Below are 17,370 nucleotides of genomic sequence, written 5' to 3'. Positions count from 1 at the left end.
GTGACCGGTCAGCCCTGCGCCGCGGCGCGGGCGGCCTGCTCACGCATGCGCGCCTCGCGCTCCTGCAGCTCCGGCGTGAGGGCCTCCCCGAAGTCGGCGGCGTCGAAGAGCTGCCGCAGCTCGAGCGTGAAGTCGTCCGCGGTCGAGCGGGGCCACTTCTTGAGCCACTCGATGGCCTCCTCCTTCGAGCTGACGTCGATGATCGTGAAGCCGGCGACGATCTCCTTCGCCTCGGCGAACGGGCCGTCCGTGACGGTGACCGAGCCGTCGTGCGTGTAGTGCAGCCGGGCGCCCCGGCTCGTCGGGTGCAGCCCCTCGCCGGTCACGAGCACGCCTGCGGCGAGCAGCTCCTCGTTGTAGGCCGTCATGTCGGCGAGCTGCTGCTCGCTCGGCATGGCGCCCGCCTCGGTCTCGGCGTTGCCGGGGACGATGATCATGAAGCGCATTGCGGTCTCCTGGTCTCGTGGTGAGCGGCGCCGGGCGGCGCCTCACTCCTGCGTCGAACGAGCCTGCCGCGTTTCGACACCGGGTGGCGAGACTTTGCGCCGAGGATCAGCGGCCAGACTGGCGGCCACTCTCGTCGCGAGGGTCCGATAGACCGCGGCGTGGTCGAGGTAGCGGTTGTGGTCCGTGGCGAGCGTCCCGGCGGCGAAGAACGCCGTGTCGTCGACGCCCTCGAAGATGCCCTCGGCGCGGAAGCTGACGAGGTCGGCGTGGTCCCACACGTTCCACCAGCCGCCGAGGTGTTCGGCAGGCGGTGGCGGAGTGAGCCGGCCGGACTCGGCGCTGTAGCGCGGGTCGCTCTCGAGGAAGAGCTTGAGCTCCTCGAAGAAGCCGACCTGGGAGCCGAGGGCGCACCAGAAGTCGACGCGGATGTGACGCAGCTGCGGTGTCCTCGGGATGAAGTGGGTGAGGGCGTCGTAGAGGATCTGGCCACCCATGCTGTGCGTGACGACGACGAGCGGCTCGTCCCGTGACTCGGCGGCGAAGGCAGCCGTCTCGAGGCCGACGAGGATGCGCTGCGGGATGGGGCCGGGCGCCGTCGCCGTGCCCCGGCCCGCGATGTAGACCATGACGTCACCGATGAAGGTCGGCAGAAAGTCCTCGACGGGTCGGCGGATCGCCGTCACGGTCTCACGCAGCGTGCGCCGGCCCCGCTCGCGCAGCACCTCCGCCGGTCCCGGGCGCCCCGTCCCGGCCGCCTCGTCCGCGAGGGTCAGCTCCTCGTCGAGCGGGCGTGAGACGAGGGACCGGCCGCCCCATGCGAACTCGGCGCCGAGGTCACCCCAGTAGATCCGCATGATCGGCACGCCGGTGGGGTCGTCGGAGACGACCGGGGCGACGTGCTCGCGCAGGTGGGCCTCGATCGTCGGCCACGGCACCTCACGGAAGCGTCGCGTCGCCCGGGCGAGCGCCTCGTCCTCGTCCCGAACCGCCACCCCGTGGATGTAGACGATCGGCATATGTAGTCACGGTCAAGCGGAGTAGCGGTGGCTGGCCTGTGACTGGACCCCGTCCCGGAACGGCTTGCCTGCGCGCACCGCCTCGCCGAGGGCCTCGAGGATGGGCACCAGCCCGTCGTCGTTGACGTCGTCGGCCACCTCGTCCGCGACGGCCTTGACCTCCTCGGGCGCGTTGCCCATGGCGACGCCCCACGCGGCCCAGTAGAGCATCTCGAGGTCGTTGCGCTGGTCCCCGCACGCGATCGTGTGCTGCGGCTCGACACCGATGCGCCGCCGCACCAGCTCGAGGGCCGACGCCTTGGAGACGCCCTCCGGGTTGATGTCGAGCCAGGCCGACCAGCCGACGGCGTAGGAGACGCCGTGCAGACCTGCCCGCTCCACCATCTCCATGAACTCCTCCGGCGTCGACTCCGGCTGCCGGAGCGTGACACGCGTGACCGGGTCACGGACGAGCTCCTCCCAAGGCACTTCCCTGGTCACGCCCATCAGCTCGCCGTCGGGGAACGGCTGGGACACCTTGAAGCCGACCCCCAGCTCCTCGACGGCGATCCGGGCGTCGGGCAGTGCGTCACGCAGCTGCTCGAGGACGGGCCGGGGGTCGAAGGTCACCGTCTCGGCGATCGAGTAGCCGCCCGGCGGATCGGGGTTGACCTGGATCGTGACGGCGCCGTTCGAGCAGACGGCGAAGCCGTGCCGCAGGCCCAGCTGTTCGATCACCGGCGTCGTCGCGATGATCGAGCGGCCGGTCGCGATGACGACCTCCACCTCGTCGGGCAGCGCCGCCACGGCGGCCCGGACCCGCTCGGTGAGCTCGCCCGTGTGGAGCAGGGTGGTGCCGTCGAGGTCGAGGCACAGCATCCGCTTCGTCATGCGGCATACGGTACCTGCGGGTGGTGACCGCCGGACCGGCCTCCCGGCGTTCCTCAGCCCTGCAGCTTCATCGCCTGGCGCACGGTCAGGCGCGTGCCCGTCTGCATGACCGACCTGCTGTAGATCCGCGCCGCGAGACGGACGAGGACGACCGCGAGGATGAGCGTGACCCCGATCGACACGAGCGGCTCCCACCACGCGGCAGTTCCCGAGGCGAGCCGGATCGGCATCGCGACGACGGACATCAGCGGCACGTACGAGGCGATCAGCTGGCCCGTCCCGGTCAGGAAGATGCCACCGAAGAGGATCACCATCGTCAGCGTCGTCACCGGGGTCGAGGTCGACTGGAGGTCCTCGTTGCGGGTCGCGAGCGAGCCGGCCACCGCCCACATGGCGGCGAGGACGACGAACCCGACGAGGAAGAAGACGAGGAACCAGCCTGCGGCACCGGCGAGCGCCGGAAGGAGCGCCGCCCACGGGCTGAACGAGAGTCCTACCAGACCCACGCCGACGAAGAGGACGAGCTGGCTGACCGCCATGACGACGTTGCCGACGATCTTGCCCACCAACAGCTGCCGGATCGGGATGGCGGCGGCGAGGATCTCGACGATCCGCGACTGCTTCTCCTCGACAACGCTCTGCGCGATCTGCATCCCGAAGATCAACGCCGCCAGGTAGAAGAGGAACGCGAACGCGAAGCCGACGACCCGGACGAAGCCGGGGTCGCGGGCGTCCTGGTCGAGCAGGTCATAGCTGACGGTCGACCCCGCGCGGAGCTGCTCGACCGACGTGCCGAGGGCGGTGGCGTGCTCGGCCAGGACCTGCTCCCCGACGACCTTCTCGACCCACGTCGAGACGGTGTCATCCCTCTCCCGCTCGCCGACGAGCCGCCACTGGGCCCCGTTCGCACCGGGCAGCAGGGCGACGTCTGCATCGCCGGCGCGCACGAGCGCCTCGGCAGCCTTGGCATCGGGTACCTGCTTCACGCTCCACTCGAGCTTCACCTCGGCGGCGACGCCGGCCTGCTCGGCCTGGTCGACCACGGCGGCCGCCGCCGGGCTCGTCACCGCGATGGTGGCCTCGTGCGGACGGTTGGCGAGGAAGGCCTGGAACCCGAAGGACCCGGCGATGAGGACGAGCGTGAAGAACGTCGAGATGAGGAAGTTCTTGTCGCGCAGCTTCACCGCGATCTCCCGGGCCGCGACGACCTGCCACGGACGCTCGACGACGGCCGGCCGGTCGGTGGACGGGTCGGGACGAGCGGCGGTGGTGCGCCGGTCTGTCATGAGGGTCATGCGGTCACCTCGCGGTAGATCTCGGAGACGGTCGGGACGACCTCGGCAAACTCCCGGACGCTGCCCCGGCGGAGCGCCTCGGTCAGCAGGCGGGTGCCCGTGGCCTCGTCGTGCAGCTCGACCAGGGCGGTGGGCCCGTCGACGTCGACGACGGTCAGGCCCGGGACGTCGCGCACCCAGCCGACGTCGTCCCCGGCGACGAGCCGGTGGCGGACACGACCGGAGCGGCGCAGCTCGTCGGCCGTGCCGCTCGCGACGACGTGACCCCCGGAGAGGATGACCAGCGCGTCGCAGAGCCGCTCGACGAGGTCGAGCTGGTGGGAGGAGAAGAGCACCGGGACCCCGCGGCGGGCGTACTCGCGCAGCAGGTCCGCCATCGAGTCGACCGCCAGCGGGTCGAGGCCGGAGAAGGGCTCGTCGAGCACGAGGGCCACCGGGTCGGCGATCACGGCCGCCGCAATCTGCACCCGTTGCTGGTTGCCGAGCGAGAGCGACTCGACCTTGTCCTTCGCGCGGTCCGCGAGCCCGAAGCGCTCGAGCAGCTCGGTGGCGGCGGCCCGGGCTGCCGGGGCCGACTGCCCGTGCAGCCGGCCCAGGTACACGAGCTGGTCGAGGACGGGCTGCTTCGGGTACAGCCCTCGCTCCTCGGGCATGTAGCCGAACGACTGCCGGTCGGCCGTGGTGATGGGGCGTCCGTCCCAGCGGACCTCGCCGCCGTGGATCGCGAGGACGCCCATGATCATCCGCATCGTCGTCGTCTTGCCGGCGCCGTTGCCGCCGACGAAGCCGGTCAGTCGCCCGTCGGCGACGTCGAAGCTCACGTCGTCGACGGCGATGTGCTCGCCGAAGCGGCGGGTCAGGTTCTTCACCTCGAGCACGGGGTGTCCTTCTCGTCACGTGGTGGGTGGGTCAGGGCCAGTGTCGTATGCCGCTCACCTCCCCCGGATCCCCCGCGGGGTGGATCTTCGGCCGGCTCCGCGGTGTCGCCTCCACCTCGAGGGGGAGGCCGACTCAGCTCGGGAGCGACCCGGATCAGCCTCCGCGGACGACGAGGCCGGTCTCGTAGGCGAGCACGACGGCCTGGACCCGGTCGCGCAGGTGCAGCTTGGCCAGGCAGGACGACACGTGGGTCTTCACCGTCGCCTCACCCACGAAGAGCGTGGCGGCGATCTCGGCGTTGGACAGGCCGCGCCCGACCAGTCCCAGCACCTCGAGCTCGCGCGCGGTCAGGTGCCGCAGCCGGGGGTCGGCCGCCAGGGGATCCGCTGGCGCCGCCGGTGCGCCGGGAGCCGACCTCGGCGCCGAGCTGTCCCGTCCCGGCTGCTCCGGCTGCCGGGGCGATTCGCGGGTCATCGCCTCGATGACCCGTCGGGTCACCTCGGGTGCGAGGAGGGCGTGCCCGTGGCCGACGGCCCGGACCGCCTCCGCCAGGTCGTCGGGGTCGGTGTTCTTGAGGAGGAACCCACTCGCACCGTTGCGCAGGGCATCGAAGAGGTAGTCGTCCCGGTCGAACGTCGTGAGGATGATGACCTTGGCCAGGTCCTCACCGACGATGGTCGCTGTCGCTGCGATGCCGTCGAGGACGGGCATCTGGACGTCCATGAGGACGACGTCCGGTCGTTCGCGACGGACGAGGTCGATGGCCTCCGCGCCGTTCGCGGCCTCACCTGCGACGACGATGTCGTCCTCGGCACCGAGCATCATGGCGAAGCCGCTTCGGACCAGGCGCTGGTCATCGACGACGACGACCCGCAGACAGCCGTCACTCATGCGTGGACTCCCTGGAGCGGCAGCCGCACCCGCACGCGGTAGCCGCCGAGGGCGCGTGGTCCGACCTCCACCTCGCCGCCGTGGAGGGTCACGCGCTCGCGCATCCCGAGCAGCCCGAGCCCCGACCCCGCCGTCCCGGTCCGGGGACGGCCGTCGTCGAGCACCTCGACCTCGGCATAGTCCCCCTTGGCGGCGTGTCCGAGCCGGACGACGACGCTGGCGCTCCGCGCCGTCGAGTGACGCCGAACGTTCGCGAGCGCCTCCTGCACGGTCCGGTAGAGGCTGAGTGCGACAGCGGGAGGGATACCGTCCGCGCCCACGCCGAGGTCGTCGTGAGCGGCATACGAGACGGCGAGCCCGCTCGAGCGCACGTCGTCGAGGAGCGCCGGCAGGTCGGCCAGCCCGGGCTCGGGGCCCCGCGACGCGCTCTCACCGCGGCCCCGCAGGGTGCCGAGGAGCGAGCGCATCTCACCGACGGCCTCCCGGGAGGACTGCTCGACCTGGTGGAGCGCTCCGGCGGCGGCGTCGGGGTCACGTCGCAGGACCTTGCGGGCTGCGCCAGCCTGGATGCCCATGACGGCGACGTGGTGGGCCACGACGTCGTGCAGCTCCCGGGCGATGCGGAGCCGCTCCGCCGTGACGGCGTGCTCGCGCAGCTGCTCGGACTGAGCGGCGAGCGTGCGCGCCTGGTCCGCGAGCTTGGCCCGCTGACGGGCGGTGCGCCACGTCAGCTGGCCCCCGAGGACCGCGGCGCCGAAGTAGAAGATGTTGACCAGGATCGAGTAGGCGACGTTCGCGAGGACCGGGGGGAAGATCCCGTGCCGCGTGGCGACGTCCATGCCCTCGACGCCGGCGCCGATGGCGAACTGCCACGTCAGCCAGCCGAACATGAACACGACGATGAAGCCGAGCGTCGTCACGGCTGCCTGGCGGCTGCGCGCCCACGCCATGCCACCGAAGAGCCCGAAGAAGTAGAGCATCTGCATCGAGAACTGGATCATCACCAGCGGCGCCAGCATGCCGACCGCGAACATGTGAGCGGACAGGTAGACCGCGAGGGCGAGCGGGTTGCGTCGGCGCAGCACGAGCGGCAGCGCCGCCGTGGCGGACGCGACCTGGGCCTGCCACCACGGCACGTGCAGGTCCCGGTGGTCGAGCGCACCCCAGCTGCGGGCCAGCTCGAGCCCGAGCGCGCAGACGAGCCAGATGGCCACCGCGAGCGCGGCGTCCCGCCGGAGGTAGCCCGTCGGCGGCGTCCGCTCCCAGGGGTCGTCGACGGCGAAGAACCGTCTCAGTCGGGCACGCCGGCCATCGGTGTCGGACACGTCGTCAGGGTAGGCGTCGGCTCGCGCCGGCGCCTCCGTCCCCAGGCGGAGATCCCCAGGTCATTCCGGATCGACGTCGCGGATCGTCTCGCGAATCGTGTGCGGCGCCAGGCTGGGGTCCGAGGGCTGCTCGACCCGCGTGATGACGCGTTCGCGTCGGCTCCCCCGTCGCGCGTGGACGATGAGCGCCGCGCCGGCCACCATGAAGATGACCCCGACGACGTGCAGGTCGAGGCCGGGCGGGGTGGCCCGCACGGCGAACGCGAGGATCGCGCCGAGCACGGCAAGCGTCACGCCTGCTCCCATGGCGCACCTCCTGTGGTCGGGTTCCGCTTGCTCCTACCCACCGCGCCCCCTCCTGCAAACCCGGTCGGTATGCCGCTCAGCGGGCTCCCATGGTCCGGTGCAGTCGGCGCGGCGCGAGGGCGTCGCGCGGCGGACCATCGGCGGTCCGGTCGCTGCGTGGGTCCGGCCCGGCGGTGTCGCGTCCGAGGCGTGACCCGACAATCACTCCCGTGACCACGATGGCGCCGCCGACGTACTCGAGGAGGGTGGGCCGCTCGCCGAGCACGACAGCCGCGGTGAGGATTCCGACGATGGGCACGAGCATGGAGAAGGGCGCGACGACGCCGGCCGGGTGCCGAGCGAGCAGCCAGGTCCACACGCCCGAGCCCGCCACGGTGGCGATGACCACGGTGTAGACGAGTCCGGCCCAGGCCGGAGCCGCTGCGGGAGACCAGGAAGTCGCCAGCGAATGCCCGATGGCGCTCGGTCCCTCGACGACGAGGGAGAGGGCCAGCATCGGCACCGGCACGACGACCGACATCCACATGGCGAGGTGCAGTGGCTTCGCCGGCTTGGCCAGCCGGCTCGACAGGTTGCCCAGCGCCCAACCGAGGCCACCGACAAGGACGAGGACGAAGGGCAGGAACTGGGCCGCCTCCGCCTGCGAGAGCCCCACGAGGCCCATCCCGAGGATGGCGAGGAGGATGCCCGCCCACTGGACGAGCCGCACCCGTTCACGCAGGAGCAACGCCCCGAGGACGAGGGTGAAGGGGCCGGAGGCCTGCAGCACCAGTGAGGCGAGGCCCGTCGGCATCCCGGCCGCCATCCCCGTGTAGAGGAAGGTGAACTGGATGACTCCGAAGCCGAGACCATAGCCGACGAGCCACCGGATCGGAACGTTCGGCCTCGGGACGAACAGGACGGTGGGGACCGCCAGCAGCGCGAAGCGGAGTGCGACCAGGAAGAGCGGCGGGAACTGCTCCAGCGACAGGTGGATCGCGAGGAAGTTGACGCCCCACATGACCGCAACGAGGCCGGCGAGCAGGCGATGGCGGAACGGCATGGGTCCATGCTCGCCTCATCCTCCCTTCAGGACCATCTCATTGTTCTTATGCGATCATTTAGGCTCCCTACATGGAGGTCAGGCACCTCGAGCTGCTCCGCGAGCTCGCCGACCGTGGCAGCCTGGCCGCCGTCGCGGCGGCCACCCATCGCACGCCCTCCGCGGTCTCGCAGCAGCTGCGCACCGCTGAGCGCGACGTCGGGATGCGGCTCGTCGAGCCGGACGGGCGCGGCCTGCGCCTCACGGCGGCCGGACGCCTCCTCGCCGATGGCGCCGTGGCCGTGGCCACCGCCCTCGGCGAGGTGCAGCGCGACCTCGACGAGTTGCGCGGCGAGCCGACCGGAGTCGTCCGGATCGCCTCACTGCCCAGTGCCGCGGAGGTGCTCGTGCCTCCGCTGCTCGGCGCACTGCGGGGCACCCGCGTGACGATCGAGCTCGACGACCTCGACATCGCCGAGGCCGACTTCGCCCCGCAGACCGCCGACTACGACATCGTCATCGGGCACAGCATGGCCCGACGACCCCGGACTGGCCAACGCCTGCTCGTCGTTCCGCTGGCGCGGGAGCCGCTCGACGTCGCGGTGCCGGCGACCCATCCGCTGGCGGGGCGCTCGTCCGTGGCTGCCGCCGACCTGGCCGGGCAGCCGTGGGTGGGCGTGCCCCTTGGCTATCCGTTCGACGACCTGCGCATCGCCATCGAGAACCGCGCCGGCGGAGCCCTCGACGTGCGCCACCGGGTCAGGGACAACCGGCTCGTCGAGTCGCTCGTCGCCGTCGGCGAGGGGCTCGCTCTGCTGCCGCGTTACACCACTCGTCCCCGCGACGGCGTGGTCACCCTGCCGATCACCGACGTGCGGTCGAGCCGGACGGTGCTTGCCCTCGCCAGACCGGACCGCGCCGAACGCGCTGTCGTGACAACCGTTCTCGAGCACCTGCGCGGCATCGGGCGCCGGCTGACGCAGGAATGACCCAGCCGCCGCGCCACCCAGCGCACGCGCGGCCGTCGGGTGAGCGGCATACGGGAGGGCTGGCGACTCAGCCGACGGGAGTCAGCACGTCGAGGCCGACGAAGGGTTGCAGCGCCTTGGGCACGAGGACGGATCCATCGGCCTGCTGGTGGTTCTCGAGGATGGCGACGAGCCAGCGGGTCGTGGCGAGCGTGCCGTTGAGCGTGGCGACGGTGCGGGTGCCGGCCCCGCGGGGGTCGCGCTCGCGGATGTTGAGCCGACGGGCCTGGAACGTCGTGCAGTTCGAGGTCGAGGTCAGCTCCCGGAAGCGGCCCTGCGTGGGCACCCACGCCTCGCAGTCGAACTTGCGGGCAGCCGGGCTGCCGAGGTCACCCGCGGCCGTGTCGATGATGCGGTAGGGCACCTCGATCTTGGCGAGCATCTCGCGCTCCCAGTCGAGCAGCCGCTGGTGCTCGGCCTCGGCGTCCTCGGGCCGGCAGTAGACGAACATCTCGACCTTCTGGAACTGGTGCACCCGGATGATGCCGCGGGTGTCCTTGCCGTGCGAGCCGGCCTCGCGGCGGTAGCAGGCCGACCAGCCGGCGTAGCGCCTCGGGCCGGCCGACAGGTCGATGATCTCGTCGGCGTGGTAGCCGGCCAGGGCGACCTCGGAGGTGCCGGTGAGGTAGAGGTCGTCCGTCTCGAGGTGGTAGACCTCCTCGGCGTGCGCGTCCATGAAGCCGGCGCCGACGATGACCTCCGGCCGCGCCAGCGTCGGGGTGATCATGGGGGTGAAGCCGTGCTCGATGGCCTGGGCGACGGCCATGTTGAGCAGGGCCAGCTCCAGCCGGGCGCCGACGCCAGTGAGGAAGTAGAACCGCGCGCCGGCGACCTTCGCGCCGCGCTCCATGTCGATGGCACCGAGCAGCTCGCCGAGCTCGAGGTGGTCGCGCGGCTCGAAGCCCTCGGCCGCGAAGTCCCTCGGTGCCCCGACGGTCTCGAGCACGACGTAGTCGTCCTCGCCACCGCTGGGCACGCCGTCGACGATGACGTTGCCGACCCGGCGCATGAGGGCGTTCAGCTCGTCGCCGGCTGCGCTGGCCGCCGCCTCGAGCGCCTTGACGAGGTCGCTCAGCTCCGCGGCGCGCTCCCGCGCGGCGGTGGCCGCCGCCTCCAGCTCTGCGACGTCCGGGGCGTCTGACTTCTTGGCCTTCTGGAACGCGCCCATGGCCGCGCCGACGTTCTTGCTGACCGACTTCTGCTCCGCGCGCAGGGCCTCGTACTCGCCGAGGGACGACCGTCGACGCTCGTCGGCGGCGAGGATCGCATCGACGACCCCCGGGTCCTCTCCACGGGCCAGCTGCGAGGCGCGGACCCGCTCGGGGTCGTCGCGCAGAACCTTGATGTCGATCACGCGGGCCAGCCTATCGGCGGCCGTATGCCGCTCACGACCTCGTTCTCGCGCGCCGGGTGCGTGGGTGGGGGGCCCGCTGGCTGCCACGAGAAGTGGCGTCAACACCAGTTCTCGTGGTCACCGGCGCCGTTGCACCACGAGAAGTGGCGTCAACACCAGTTCTCGTGGTCACCGGAGGCCCCGCCGCTACTCAGCGTCGGCCGAGCGCGGTCGCCCAGGCCTTCGCGATCTCTTCCTCGGCGCAACCGAGAGAACGGGCCGTCTCGACCGCATCTGACATGACCTTGGCGAGGCGCCGGGCCCGCTGACTCGAGGTCAGGACCGGGCGCTGTGCCACGCGGGTGCCCGCTGCCCGCCTCGTCTCGACCAGGCCGGCCATCTCGAGCTCCTTGTAGGCACGCGCCACCGTCCCGGGCGCGACGCGAAGGTCCCCGGCCAGCTGGCGCACCGTCGGCAGCCGGTCACCCGGGGCGAGCCGGCCGGCCTCGATGAGCCGAGCCACCTGCCCACGGATCTGCTCGTAGGGAGGTGTGGGGTCGTCGGCATCGACGCTGACTCTCATGCGGCGCCGGCCCCGAGGTCCTCGGCCCTCTCGTCAGTGTCGTCCCGGACGACGCGGCCAGCAGCGGACCGCAGGAGGGAGGCGGCCGACTGCGAGAAGGTGACAACCGCCAGGAGCACGGCAGCGCTCGCGACCCACACGACGACCGCCAGCCAACCCGGTGCTCCGCCACGAACAGCATTGCTGGCCGTGATGGCCATGACGACACCGAGGCCACCGAGCGGGAAGGCGGTTGCCACGCCGGTTGCCGCGACGACGCCACGGGCCGCCGCGCTCCGCAACGCGCTGTCCACCTCGCTGGCTGCCTGACTCGGCACGACCTGCGCACGGTGCGCGATGATGCGCAGCGCCGCTCCAGCGAGAGCCAGCTCCACCAGCAGCGCACCGAGCATCGGCCAGGCATAGAAGCTGCCCGGCCACGGCCCGGCACTTCCGCCGCCCGTGGGCGTTGTCCACGCGAGCGCTCGACCCGGGCGGCCCAAGTCGTCCGCGGTCCCGGCGACCAGTCCGACGATGAGCAGCGCCGCCAGGACGACCACGGTGACGGCGACGAGGACCGACAGGCGACGAGGCAGGTAGTCCCCGACCCGCCGTCGACGCAGGTCGGCATCAGAACGCGCGGACCGGCTCACCGGGTTGGTGAGCTCCCCGACGCACATCACGACGAGGAAGGCGAGCCCGAACCCGACAGCCGCGAGCATGGAGCCACGGCCCAGCGCGTCGACTCCCCACAGCCAGACGGCGACAACGCCCCCTAGCACGAGGCCGACCAGGCGGAGGCGACGCACGTGCCGTTCGGCTGCATCAACAGCTGGCCCGGCGCCCTCCGGCGCGGCCACCGTCTGCCTCGGGACCGCGAACCCGACCACGAGGGCGACGAGTACTGCCACCATTCCGATGAGGCCCAGAACACCTGTTGCCATTTCGCTTCCCCTTGTATCAATGACTTGAGACAAGGTGAGCATGGCGCCGCCGCGGTCTTGTGTCAAGAGGTCGGTACAAAGCGCGGCCCGGCCACCCGCTGGCTTCGCCGGCAAGCCGGCCGAGCTGAGCGGCATACCTCTGCCGTTGCGGCGCGACGGCGCGCGGGGGGCCCGCTCGAATACCCCACACGTGCGGGAGTGGGCATCATGGGCGCGTGACCGGAGAGCGCGTTGGGACCGAGCTCGTCGCCGTCGTGACCGCGGTGGCGGACGACCGGCCTCTCGTGTTGACGGCCGACGAGGGGCAGCGCCTGCCGTCCGGGCCCCTGCGGAGCGAGCACCGCTCGATGCAGGCGGGGCTCAGCGCGTGGGTCGAGCAGCAGACGCACCACCGGCTCGGCTACGTCGAGCAGCTCTACACGTTCGCCGACCCGGACCGCTCGGCGGCCGGGGGGCGTGTCGTGTCGGTGTCCTACCTCGGCCTCACCCAGGCTCCCACCGACCGCAGCGATCCGGAGTGGCGCGACTGGTACGACTACTTCCCGTGGGAGGACCGGCGTCCCGGAGCGACCGGGCCGGCCCTCGTCGACGACGTCATCGGGCCGCTTCTCGACAAGTGGATCGCCCGCAGCCGGCGCACCGACGAACGTGACCGGCGCGAGCTGCGCGCCCAGGTCTGCTTCGGACTCACGGGGCGGCCATGGGCGCCCGAGCTCGTGCTCCAGCGCTACGAGCTGCTCCACGAGGCGGGCCTTCTACCCGAGGCGCCCGCGCGGTCCGGCGGCGACGTCGTGCCGGGCGAGCGGATGCAGGGCGACCACCGGCGGATCCTCGCGACCGGGATCGCCCGGCTGCGCGCGAAGATCCAGTACCACCCCGTCGTCTTCGAGCTGATGCCCGACGCATTCACGTTGGGACGGCTGCAGACCGCGGTGGAGGCGCTGGCCGGGCAGGCGCTGCACAAGCAGAACTTCCGGCGACTCGTCATGCAGCAGGACCTCGTCGAGCCGACCGGTGGCACCGACACCGAGACCGGCGGGCGCCCGGCCCGGGTCTATCGCTTCCGGCGGGCCATCCTCGACGAGCGCACCATCGCGGGGACGAAGCTGCCGCGGACCCGCTGAGGGGGCCGCTGCCGCTCGCGACGGCGTCGGAGTCTCGCGCACGCCGCGCCTCTCGTATGCCGCTGAGCCGGCTTTTCCTGATGGGTGCGGATCCGCTCGGCAGCCCTTGTGATCGGGCGGTTTTCGGCGGCGGTTCGCGAGCGGTCCGGGTGGAGGGCTGCCCCGTGATCCGACCGGGGACGGGCCTGTGGATTGTTCGAGGGCAGTGTCGGCGGTCGCTTGTATGTTCGAGTCATGACAGCAACGACGATGCCTTCGATGGGGTTGGACTACCGACCCGTCCGGGCCGCCGAGCTGTCCGACGAGGCGATGGAGGACCTGCCAGGGCTCGCTGCGCGACTGGCCTCGATCGCGAACGAGCTGCGCGCCATCACCGAGCGCTATCCGGTCTTCTGGCTGCCCGCCGCTGGGGTCGGCGACGCGATCGAGCAGGCCGAGGCAGTGCGCCAGCAGGCGCACGCCCTCACCGCGGTGCTGGCCTCGACGGTGGTCCGGCATGGCTACGGGGAGGCCGACGGCGTTTCCCGCAACGACTGGGTCACCGCGCACGCCCCGACGTTGGCCGGTGGGGCCGGCACGGCGGCGACCGCCGTGGGCGCCGCACTCACCGAGCCACGATGGCAACCGCTCGCCCACAAGGTGCGGTCCGGTGCGGCGACCGTCGAGCAGGCCGCAGCGATCGTCCGGTTCTACAACGACGTGGTGCGCGTCGCCGACCGCGAGCATCTCGAGGCCGTGGTCGACTCTATGGTCGAGACGGTCGACGTGCTCGGCCTGAAGGAGCTGCGCCGGCTGGTCGCCCACGCTCGTGCTGCGCTCAAGCCACCCAAGGACGTGGCGGACGAGGACGCCCGCACGCGCGCCGGACGGTCCCTGACCAGGGTCGGGCGGTCGGCCGGGATGGTCGAGTACCGCCTCCGGCTCGATCCCGAGGCAGCCGCCGTCCTGGACGCCGCGCTCGACCCGCTCTCGCGTCCGCGGCCAGACCTCGACTGGGACGGCTTCCCCTGCGACTGCGACCTGCACCGCGAGCAGCATGCGCACGCGGGCGGCGGCACGTCAGGACCCTGCGGCCCGGCGGGGCCGCGTCGCGACCGGTCGAGCGCGGACGACTGCACGGAAAGGTCCGGCGGCACGGCGGGAACGGGCCGACGCCAGTTGAGCGAGGACGACATCGGCGACCCGGCCAAGGACCCGCATGCCGACTGCGGGCTCAAGACCGGGCGTGATCCGCGGGCGGCGGCCACCCGGCGAGCGGATGCTCTCTTGGAGCTGCTGGAGCGGGCGGTCGGCAACCCGGAGGGCAGCCCGCGGACGCCCCGCACGCAGCTCATCATCACGATGAGCCTCGAGTCGCTGCTCGAGCAGGTCCGCGGCGCCGGCGTCGCGGGCAACGACGAGGTCCTGTCTGCAGAGACGGTGCGTCGACTGGCGTGCGAGGCGTCGATCATCCCGACCATGCTGGGCGGCCCTTCACAACCGCTCGACGTCGGCCACGCCGAGCGGTTCTTCACCCCGGCCCAACGCCGCGCCCTCGCGATTCGGGACAAGGGCTGCTCGATCGCCGGCTGCACGGTCCCTCCGCAGTGGTGCCATGCCCATCACGCCGTCCCGTGGTACCTCGGCGGATCCACCGACCTCTCGAACGGCGTCCTGCTGTGCGGCCGGCATCACACGGTCGTGCACGCCCTCGGACTGACGCCAGAGATCCTGCCTGACCAAGTGATCTGGCACCTCCCCCACGGTTTCGGCCACCGATAGCGGCCCCGCCCCGCCCCTGCCCTCGACAGGCGGGGGGACGTGGCATGTCTGCAGCCCGACGGGCACGCCATATAGCGGGTCTGAGGCCCGGCGAATGGGGCGGTGGTGTGACTGCAGCCCGACCGGCGAGCGGCGAAGCGCATGAGACCGAGGAACTGGCGAGACGAGGTGGCCTCCACGCATGGCAGCGCCCGCGCCCGCGAGGCGTGTCGGCTGCGTCACGTCGGCCGCGATGTGCTCCGAGTAAGCATATATACTGCATGTGACATATGCTCACGACAAGCATAATTAGGAGCCGATGTGAGCGACACCCTTGCCCCGACCGCCGTGGACCGGACCGCGCATCTGTACGAGAAGGTCCGCCACGTCATCCCGGAGGTCGAGTGGGCGACCTACGCCGACGATGCCGAGGCAATCCTGCGCCTCAAGCAGCAGCGCAACGCCGTCGTCCTCGCGCACAACTACCAGACTCCGGAGATCTTCCACTGCGTCTCGGACGTGGTCGGCGACTCTCTCGCCCTGGCTCGCGAGGCGCAGCAGGTGGACGCCGACGTCATCGTCCTCGCCGGGGTGCACTTCATGGCCGAGACCGCCAAGCTGCTCAACCCCACCAAGACCGTCCTCATCCCCGATCCGCTCGCCGGCTGCTCCCTGGCCGAGTCGATCACCGCAGCAGACGTATGCTCCCTGCGCGCGGCGCACCCCGGGGTCCCGGTCGTCACCTACGTCAACACCTCGGCCGACGTGAAGGCCGAGAGCGACATCTGCTGCACCTCCGGCAACGCCGTCAAGGTCATCGAGTCCCTCGGCGTCGACCGCGTCATCATGATCCCCGACGAGTTCTTGGCCCAGAACATCGCCCGGCAGACCGGCGTCGAGGTCATCACGTGGCCCGGCCGCTGCGAGGTGCACGAGCGCTTCACCGCGCAGGACATCGAGCGGATCCGCGCCGACCATCCGGAGACCGTCGTGCTGGCCCACCCCGAGTGCCCGCCCGAGGTCGTCGCAGCGGCCGACCTCGCCGGCTCGACCGCCCAGATGCTCGACTTCGTCGTGCAGCGACGCCCACGCCAGGTCACGCTCATCACCGAGTGCTCGATGAGCGACAACATCGCCGCCCAGCATCCCGAGATCGACTTCGTGCGCCCGTGCAACCTCTGCCCGCACATGAAGCGCAACTCCCTCGCGAAGATCCGCCACAGCCTCGAGTCGATGACCCACGAGGTGACCATCGACCCGGCGGTGGCTGACCGTGCCCGAGCCGCTGTGGACCGGATGTTGTCGGTATGACGCTCAGCCAGCTCTCGCCCGCCGGCGCCGCGGGTGCCACCGGAGTCCCGGTCATCGTCGGCGCGGGGCTCGCAGGCCTCGTCACCGCCCTACGGCTGGCGCCGCATCCGGTGATCGTGCTGGCGGCGGGGCGGCTCGGGCACGGCGCCGCGAGCGGTTGGGCGCAGGGCGGCATCGCGGCGGCACTTGGTGACGACGACTCCGCGCAGCTCCACGCGGCCGACACCATTGCGGCCGGAGCCGGGCTCTGCGAGCCGGAGGTCGTCGCACGGATCACCGCCGCCGCTCCGGCAGCGGTCGACTACCTGGCCGAGCTCGGCGCGCGCTTCGACCGGACGCCGGACGGGCGCTATCGCCTCGGCCTCGAGGGCGCGCATTCCCGACGCCGCATCGTCCACGCAGCCGGGGACGGCACGGGGGCAGAGGTCCTGCGCGCCGTCGTGGGTGCTGTGCGGCGCACCCCCTCGATCACGGTGCTCGAGGGCACGATCGCCACGCGCCTCCTCGTCGCCGACGGTCGGGTGGCCGGCGTCGCCGCGGAACGCGCCGCCTGGAGCCCGGCCCCTGCGCTCCTCGCCACACCTGCGCACGCTGCACCCGGCGCTCTGGCATCTCGCTCCTTCCAGCTCCGGAGCGAGCGAGTCATCCTCGCGACCGGCGGCTCGGGGCAGCTGTGGCGGCACACGACGAACCCGACCGGCTCACGCGGCCAGGGGCTGGCCCTCGCTGCCCGAGCGGGTGCGGAGCTGCGCGACCTCGAGATGGTCCAGTTCCACCCGACCGCTCTTGACGTGGGGCTCGACCCGATGCCGCTCGTCAGCGAGGCGGTACGCGGTGCGGGCGCCCTGCTCGTCGACGCGACGGGCGCCCCCCTGACCGATGATCCGCTCGCGGCCCGCGATGTCGTCGCCCGCGCCGTCTGGGGTGAGCTGTCCCGTGGTGGCCGCGTCTTCCTCGATGCCCGGGGGGCGCTCGGTTCACGCTTCGCCGACGCGTTTCCCACGGTGGCGCGGGCCTGCCAGGCAGCCGGCATCGACCCCGCCACCGACCTCATCCCGGTCCGGCCGGCGGCCCACTACCAGTGCGGCGGAGTCACCGTCGACCGGCACGGTCGCACGACCGTTCCGGGCCTCTGGGCCGTGGGTGAGGTCGCCAGCACCGGGCTGCACGGCGCCAACCGCCTCGCGAGCAACTCGCTCCTCGAGGCGGTGGTCTGCGGCGGCTGGGTCGCCGACGACCTCGCGAACGACCTCCCATCGAAGGGCCACCAACCGACGA

General features: G+C 71.9%; 17 protein-coding genes. 5 read left to right on the top strand and 12 right to left on the bottom strand.

What is annotated here, in order from left to right; translation table 11 throughout:
- Nucleotides 1–8: 8 nt before the first annotated feature.
- From N864_RS02535 to N864_RS02495, 9 genes are all read right to left on the bottom strand, one after another.
- A complete protein-coding gene (locus tag N864_RS02535) occupies nucleotides 9–446 on the bottom strand; it encodes a YciI family protein (protein ID WP_034713097.1) in 438 nt (145 codons plus the stop codon).
- Nucleotides 447–488: 42 nt separating this feature from the next.
- Nucleotides 489–1,463: a hypothetical protein gene (locus tag N864_RS25010; RefSeq protein ID WP_051518098.1), complete on the bottom strand. Its 975-nt coding sequence runs from the start codon at nucleotides 1,461–1,463 to the stop codon at nucleotides 489–491.
- A gap of 12 nt (nucleotides 1,464–1,475) precedes the next feature.
- The gene (locus N864_RS02525; protein ID WP_034713094.1) at nucleotides 1,476–2,333 is read right to left on the bottom strand and encodes an HAD family hydrolase; all 858 of its coding nucleotides are present in this window, start codon (nucleotides 2,331–2,333) and stop codon (nucleotides 1,476–1,478) included.
- 53 nt (nucleotides 2,334–2,386) lie between these two features.
- Nucleotides 2,387–3,628: an ABC transporter permease gene (locus tag N864_RS02520; protein ID WP_034713091.1), complete on the bottom strand. Its 1,242-nt coding sequence runs from the start codon at nucleotides 3,626–3,628 to the stop codon at nucleotides 2,387–2,389.
- Nucleotides 3,625–4,506 (bottom strand): ABC transporter ATP-binding protein, encoded by an 882-nt coding sequence (locus tag N864_RS02515; RefSeq protein WP_034713089.1) that lies wholly within the window; start codon nucleotides 4,504–4,506, stop codon nucleotides 3,625–3,627. The genes N864_RS02520 and N864_RS02515 overlap by 4 nt, the downstream gene beginning before the upstream one ends.
- 154 nt (nucleotides 4,507–4,660) lie before the next feature.
- A complete protein-coding gene (locus N864_RS02510) occupies nucleotides 4,661–5,398 on the bottom strand; it encodes a response regulator transcription factor (protein WP_034713087.1) in 738 nt (245 codons plus the stop codon).
- Nucleotides 5,395–6,723 carry a sensor histidine kinase gene (locus tag N864_RS02505; protein WP_034713084.1) on the bottom strand — a complete coding sequence of 443 codons (1,329 nt, stop codon included), beginning with the start codon at nucleotides 6,721–6,723 and terminating at the stop codon, nucleotides 5,395–5,397. The genes N864_RS02510 and N864_RS02505 overlap by 4 nt, the downstream gene beginning before the upstream one ends.
- A 60-nt stretch (nucleotides 6,724–6,783) precedes the next feature.
- Nucleotides 6,784–7,029 carry a DUF6458 family protein gene (locus N864_RS02500; protein WP_051518097.1) on the bottom strand — a complete coding sequence of 82 codons (246 nt, stop codon included), beginning with the start codon at nucleotides 7,027–7,029 and terminating at the stop codon, nucleotides 6,784–6,786.
- Nucleotides 7,030–7,105: 76 nt separating this feature from the next.
- Nucleotides 7,106–8,071 carry an EamA family transporter gene (locus N864_RS02495; protein WP_081793304.1) on the bottom strand — a complete coding sequence of 322 codons (966 nt, stop codon included), beginning with the start codon at nucleotides 8,069–8,071 and terminating at the stop codon, nucleotides 7,106–7,108.
- Nucleotides 8,072–8,142: 71 nt separating this feature from the next.
- Between N864_RS02495 and N864_RS02490 the strand changes: the two genes are divergently transcribed.
- Nucleotides 8,143–9,039, top strand: coding sequence for a LysR family transcriptional regulator (locus tag N864_RS02490; protein WP_034713082.1), 897 nt, complete (start codon nucleotides 8,143–8,145; stop codon nucleotides 9,037–9,039).
- A gap of 67 nt (nucleotides 9,040–9,106) precedes the next feature.
- Here N864_RS02490 and serS read toward each other — a convergent pair whose 3' ends face one another.
- The 3 genes from serS to N864_RS23405 all read right to left on the bottom strand — a co-directional run bounded on the left by serS (nucleotide 9,107) and on the right by N864_RS23405 (nucleotide 11,917).
- A complete protein-coding gene (serS, locus tag N864_RS02485; protein ID WP_034713079.1) occupies nucleotides 9,107–10,432 on the bottom strand; it encodes a serine--tRNA ligase in 1,326 nt (441 codons plus the stop codon).
- 190 nt (nucleotides 10,433–10,622) lie between these two features.
- Nucleotides 10,623–10,994, bottom strand: coding sequence for a GntR family transcriptional regulator (locus N864_RS02480; protein WP_034713077.1), 372 nt, complete (start codon nucleotides 10,992–10,994; stop codon nucleotides 10,623–10,625).
- Complete coding sequence (locus N864_RS23405; protein ID WP_155892794.1) at nucleotides 10,991–11,917, bottom strand: hypothetical protein; 927 nt, start codon at nucleotides 11,915–11,917, stop codon at nucleotides 10,991–10,993. Before N864_RS23405 ends, N864_RS02480 begins: the two co-directional genes overlap by 4 nt.
- A gap of 215 nt (nucleotides 11,918–12,132) precedes the next feature.
- On the opposite strand from N864_RS23405, the gene N864_RS02470 reads away from it, so the two are divergent.
- The 4 genes from N864_RS02470 to N864_RS02450 all read left to right on the top strand — a co-directional run.
- Nucleotides 12,133–13,041 (top strand): NUDIX hydrolase, encoded by a 909-nt coding sequence (locus tag N864_RS02470; RefSeq protein ID WP_034713075.1) that lies wholly within the window; start codon nucleotides 12,133–12,135, stop codon nucleotides 13,039–13,041.
- A gap of 234 nt (nucleotides 13,042–13,275) precedes the next feature.
- Complete coding sequence (locus N864_RS23400) at nucleotides 13,276–14,802, top strand: HNH endonuclease signature motif containing protein (protein ID WP_081793303.1); 1,527 nt, start codon at nucleotides 13,276–13,278, stop codon at nucleotides 14,800–14,802.
- A gap of 300 nt (nucleotides 14,803–15,102) precedes the next feature.
- Nucleotides 15,103–16,092 (top strand): quinolinate synthase NadA, encoded by a 990-nt coding sequence (gene nadA, locus N864_RS02455; RefSeq protein WP_051518094.1) that lies wholly within the window; start codon nucleotides 15,103–15,105, stop codon nucleotides 16,090–16,092.
- Nucleotides 16,089–17,370: L-aspartate oxidase (locus N864_RS02450; RefSeq protein WP_034713073.1), on the top strand; the 1,282-nt coding region annotated here is incomplete at its 3' end. The genes nadA and N864_RS02450, both read left to right, overlap by 4 nt.

Source organism: Intrasporangium chromatireducens Q5-1 (genome assembly GCF_000576575.1).
GTDB lineage: Bacteria > Actinomycetota > Actinomycetes > Actinomycetales > Dermatophilaceae > Intrasporangium_A > Intrasporangium_A chromatireducens.
The sequence above is the reverse complement of the archived record's forward strand: the minus strand, read 5'-3'. Positions and strand labels throughout refer to the sequence as shown.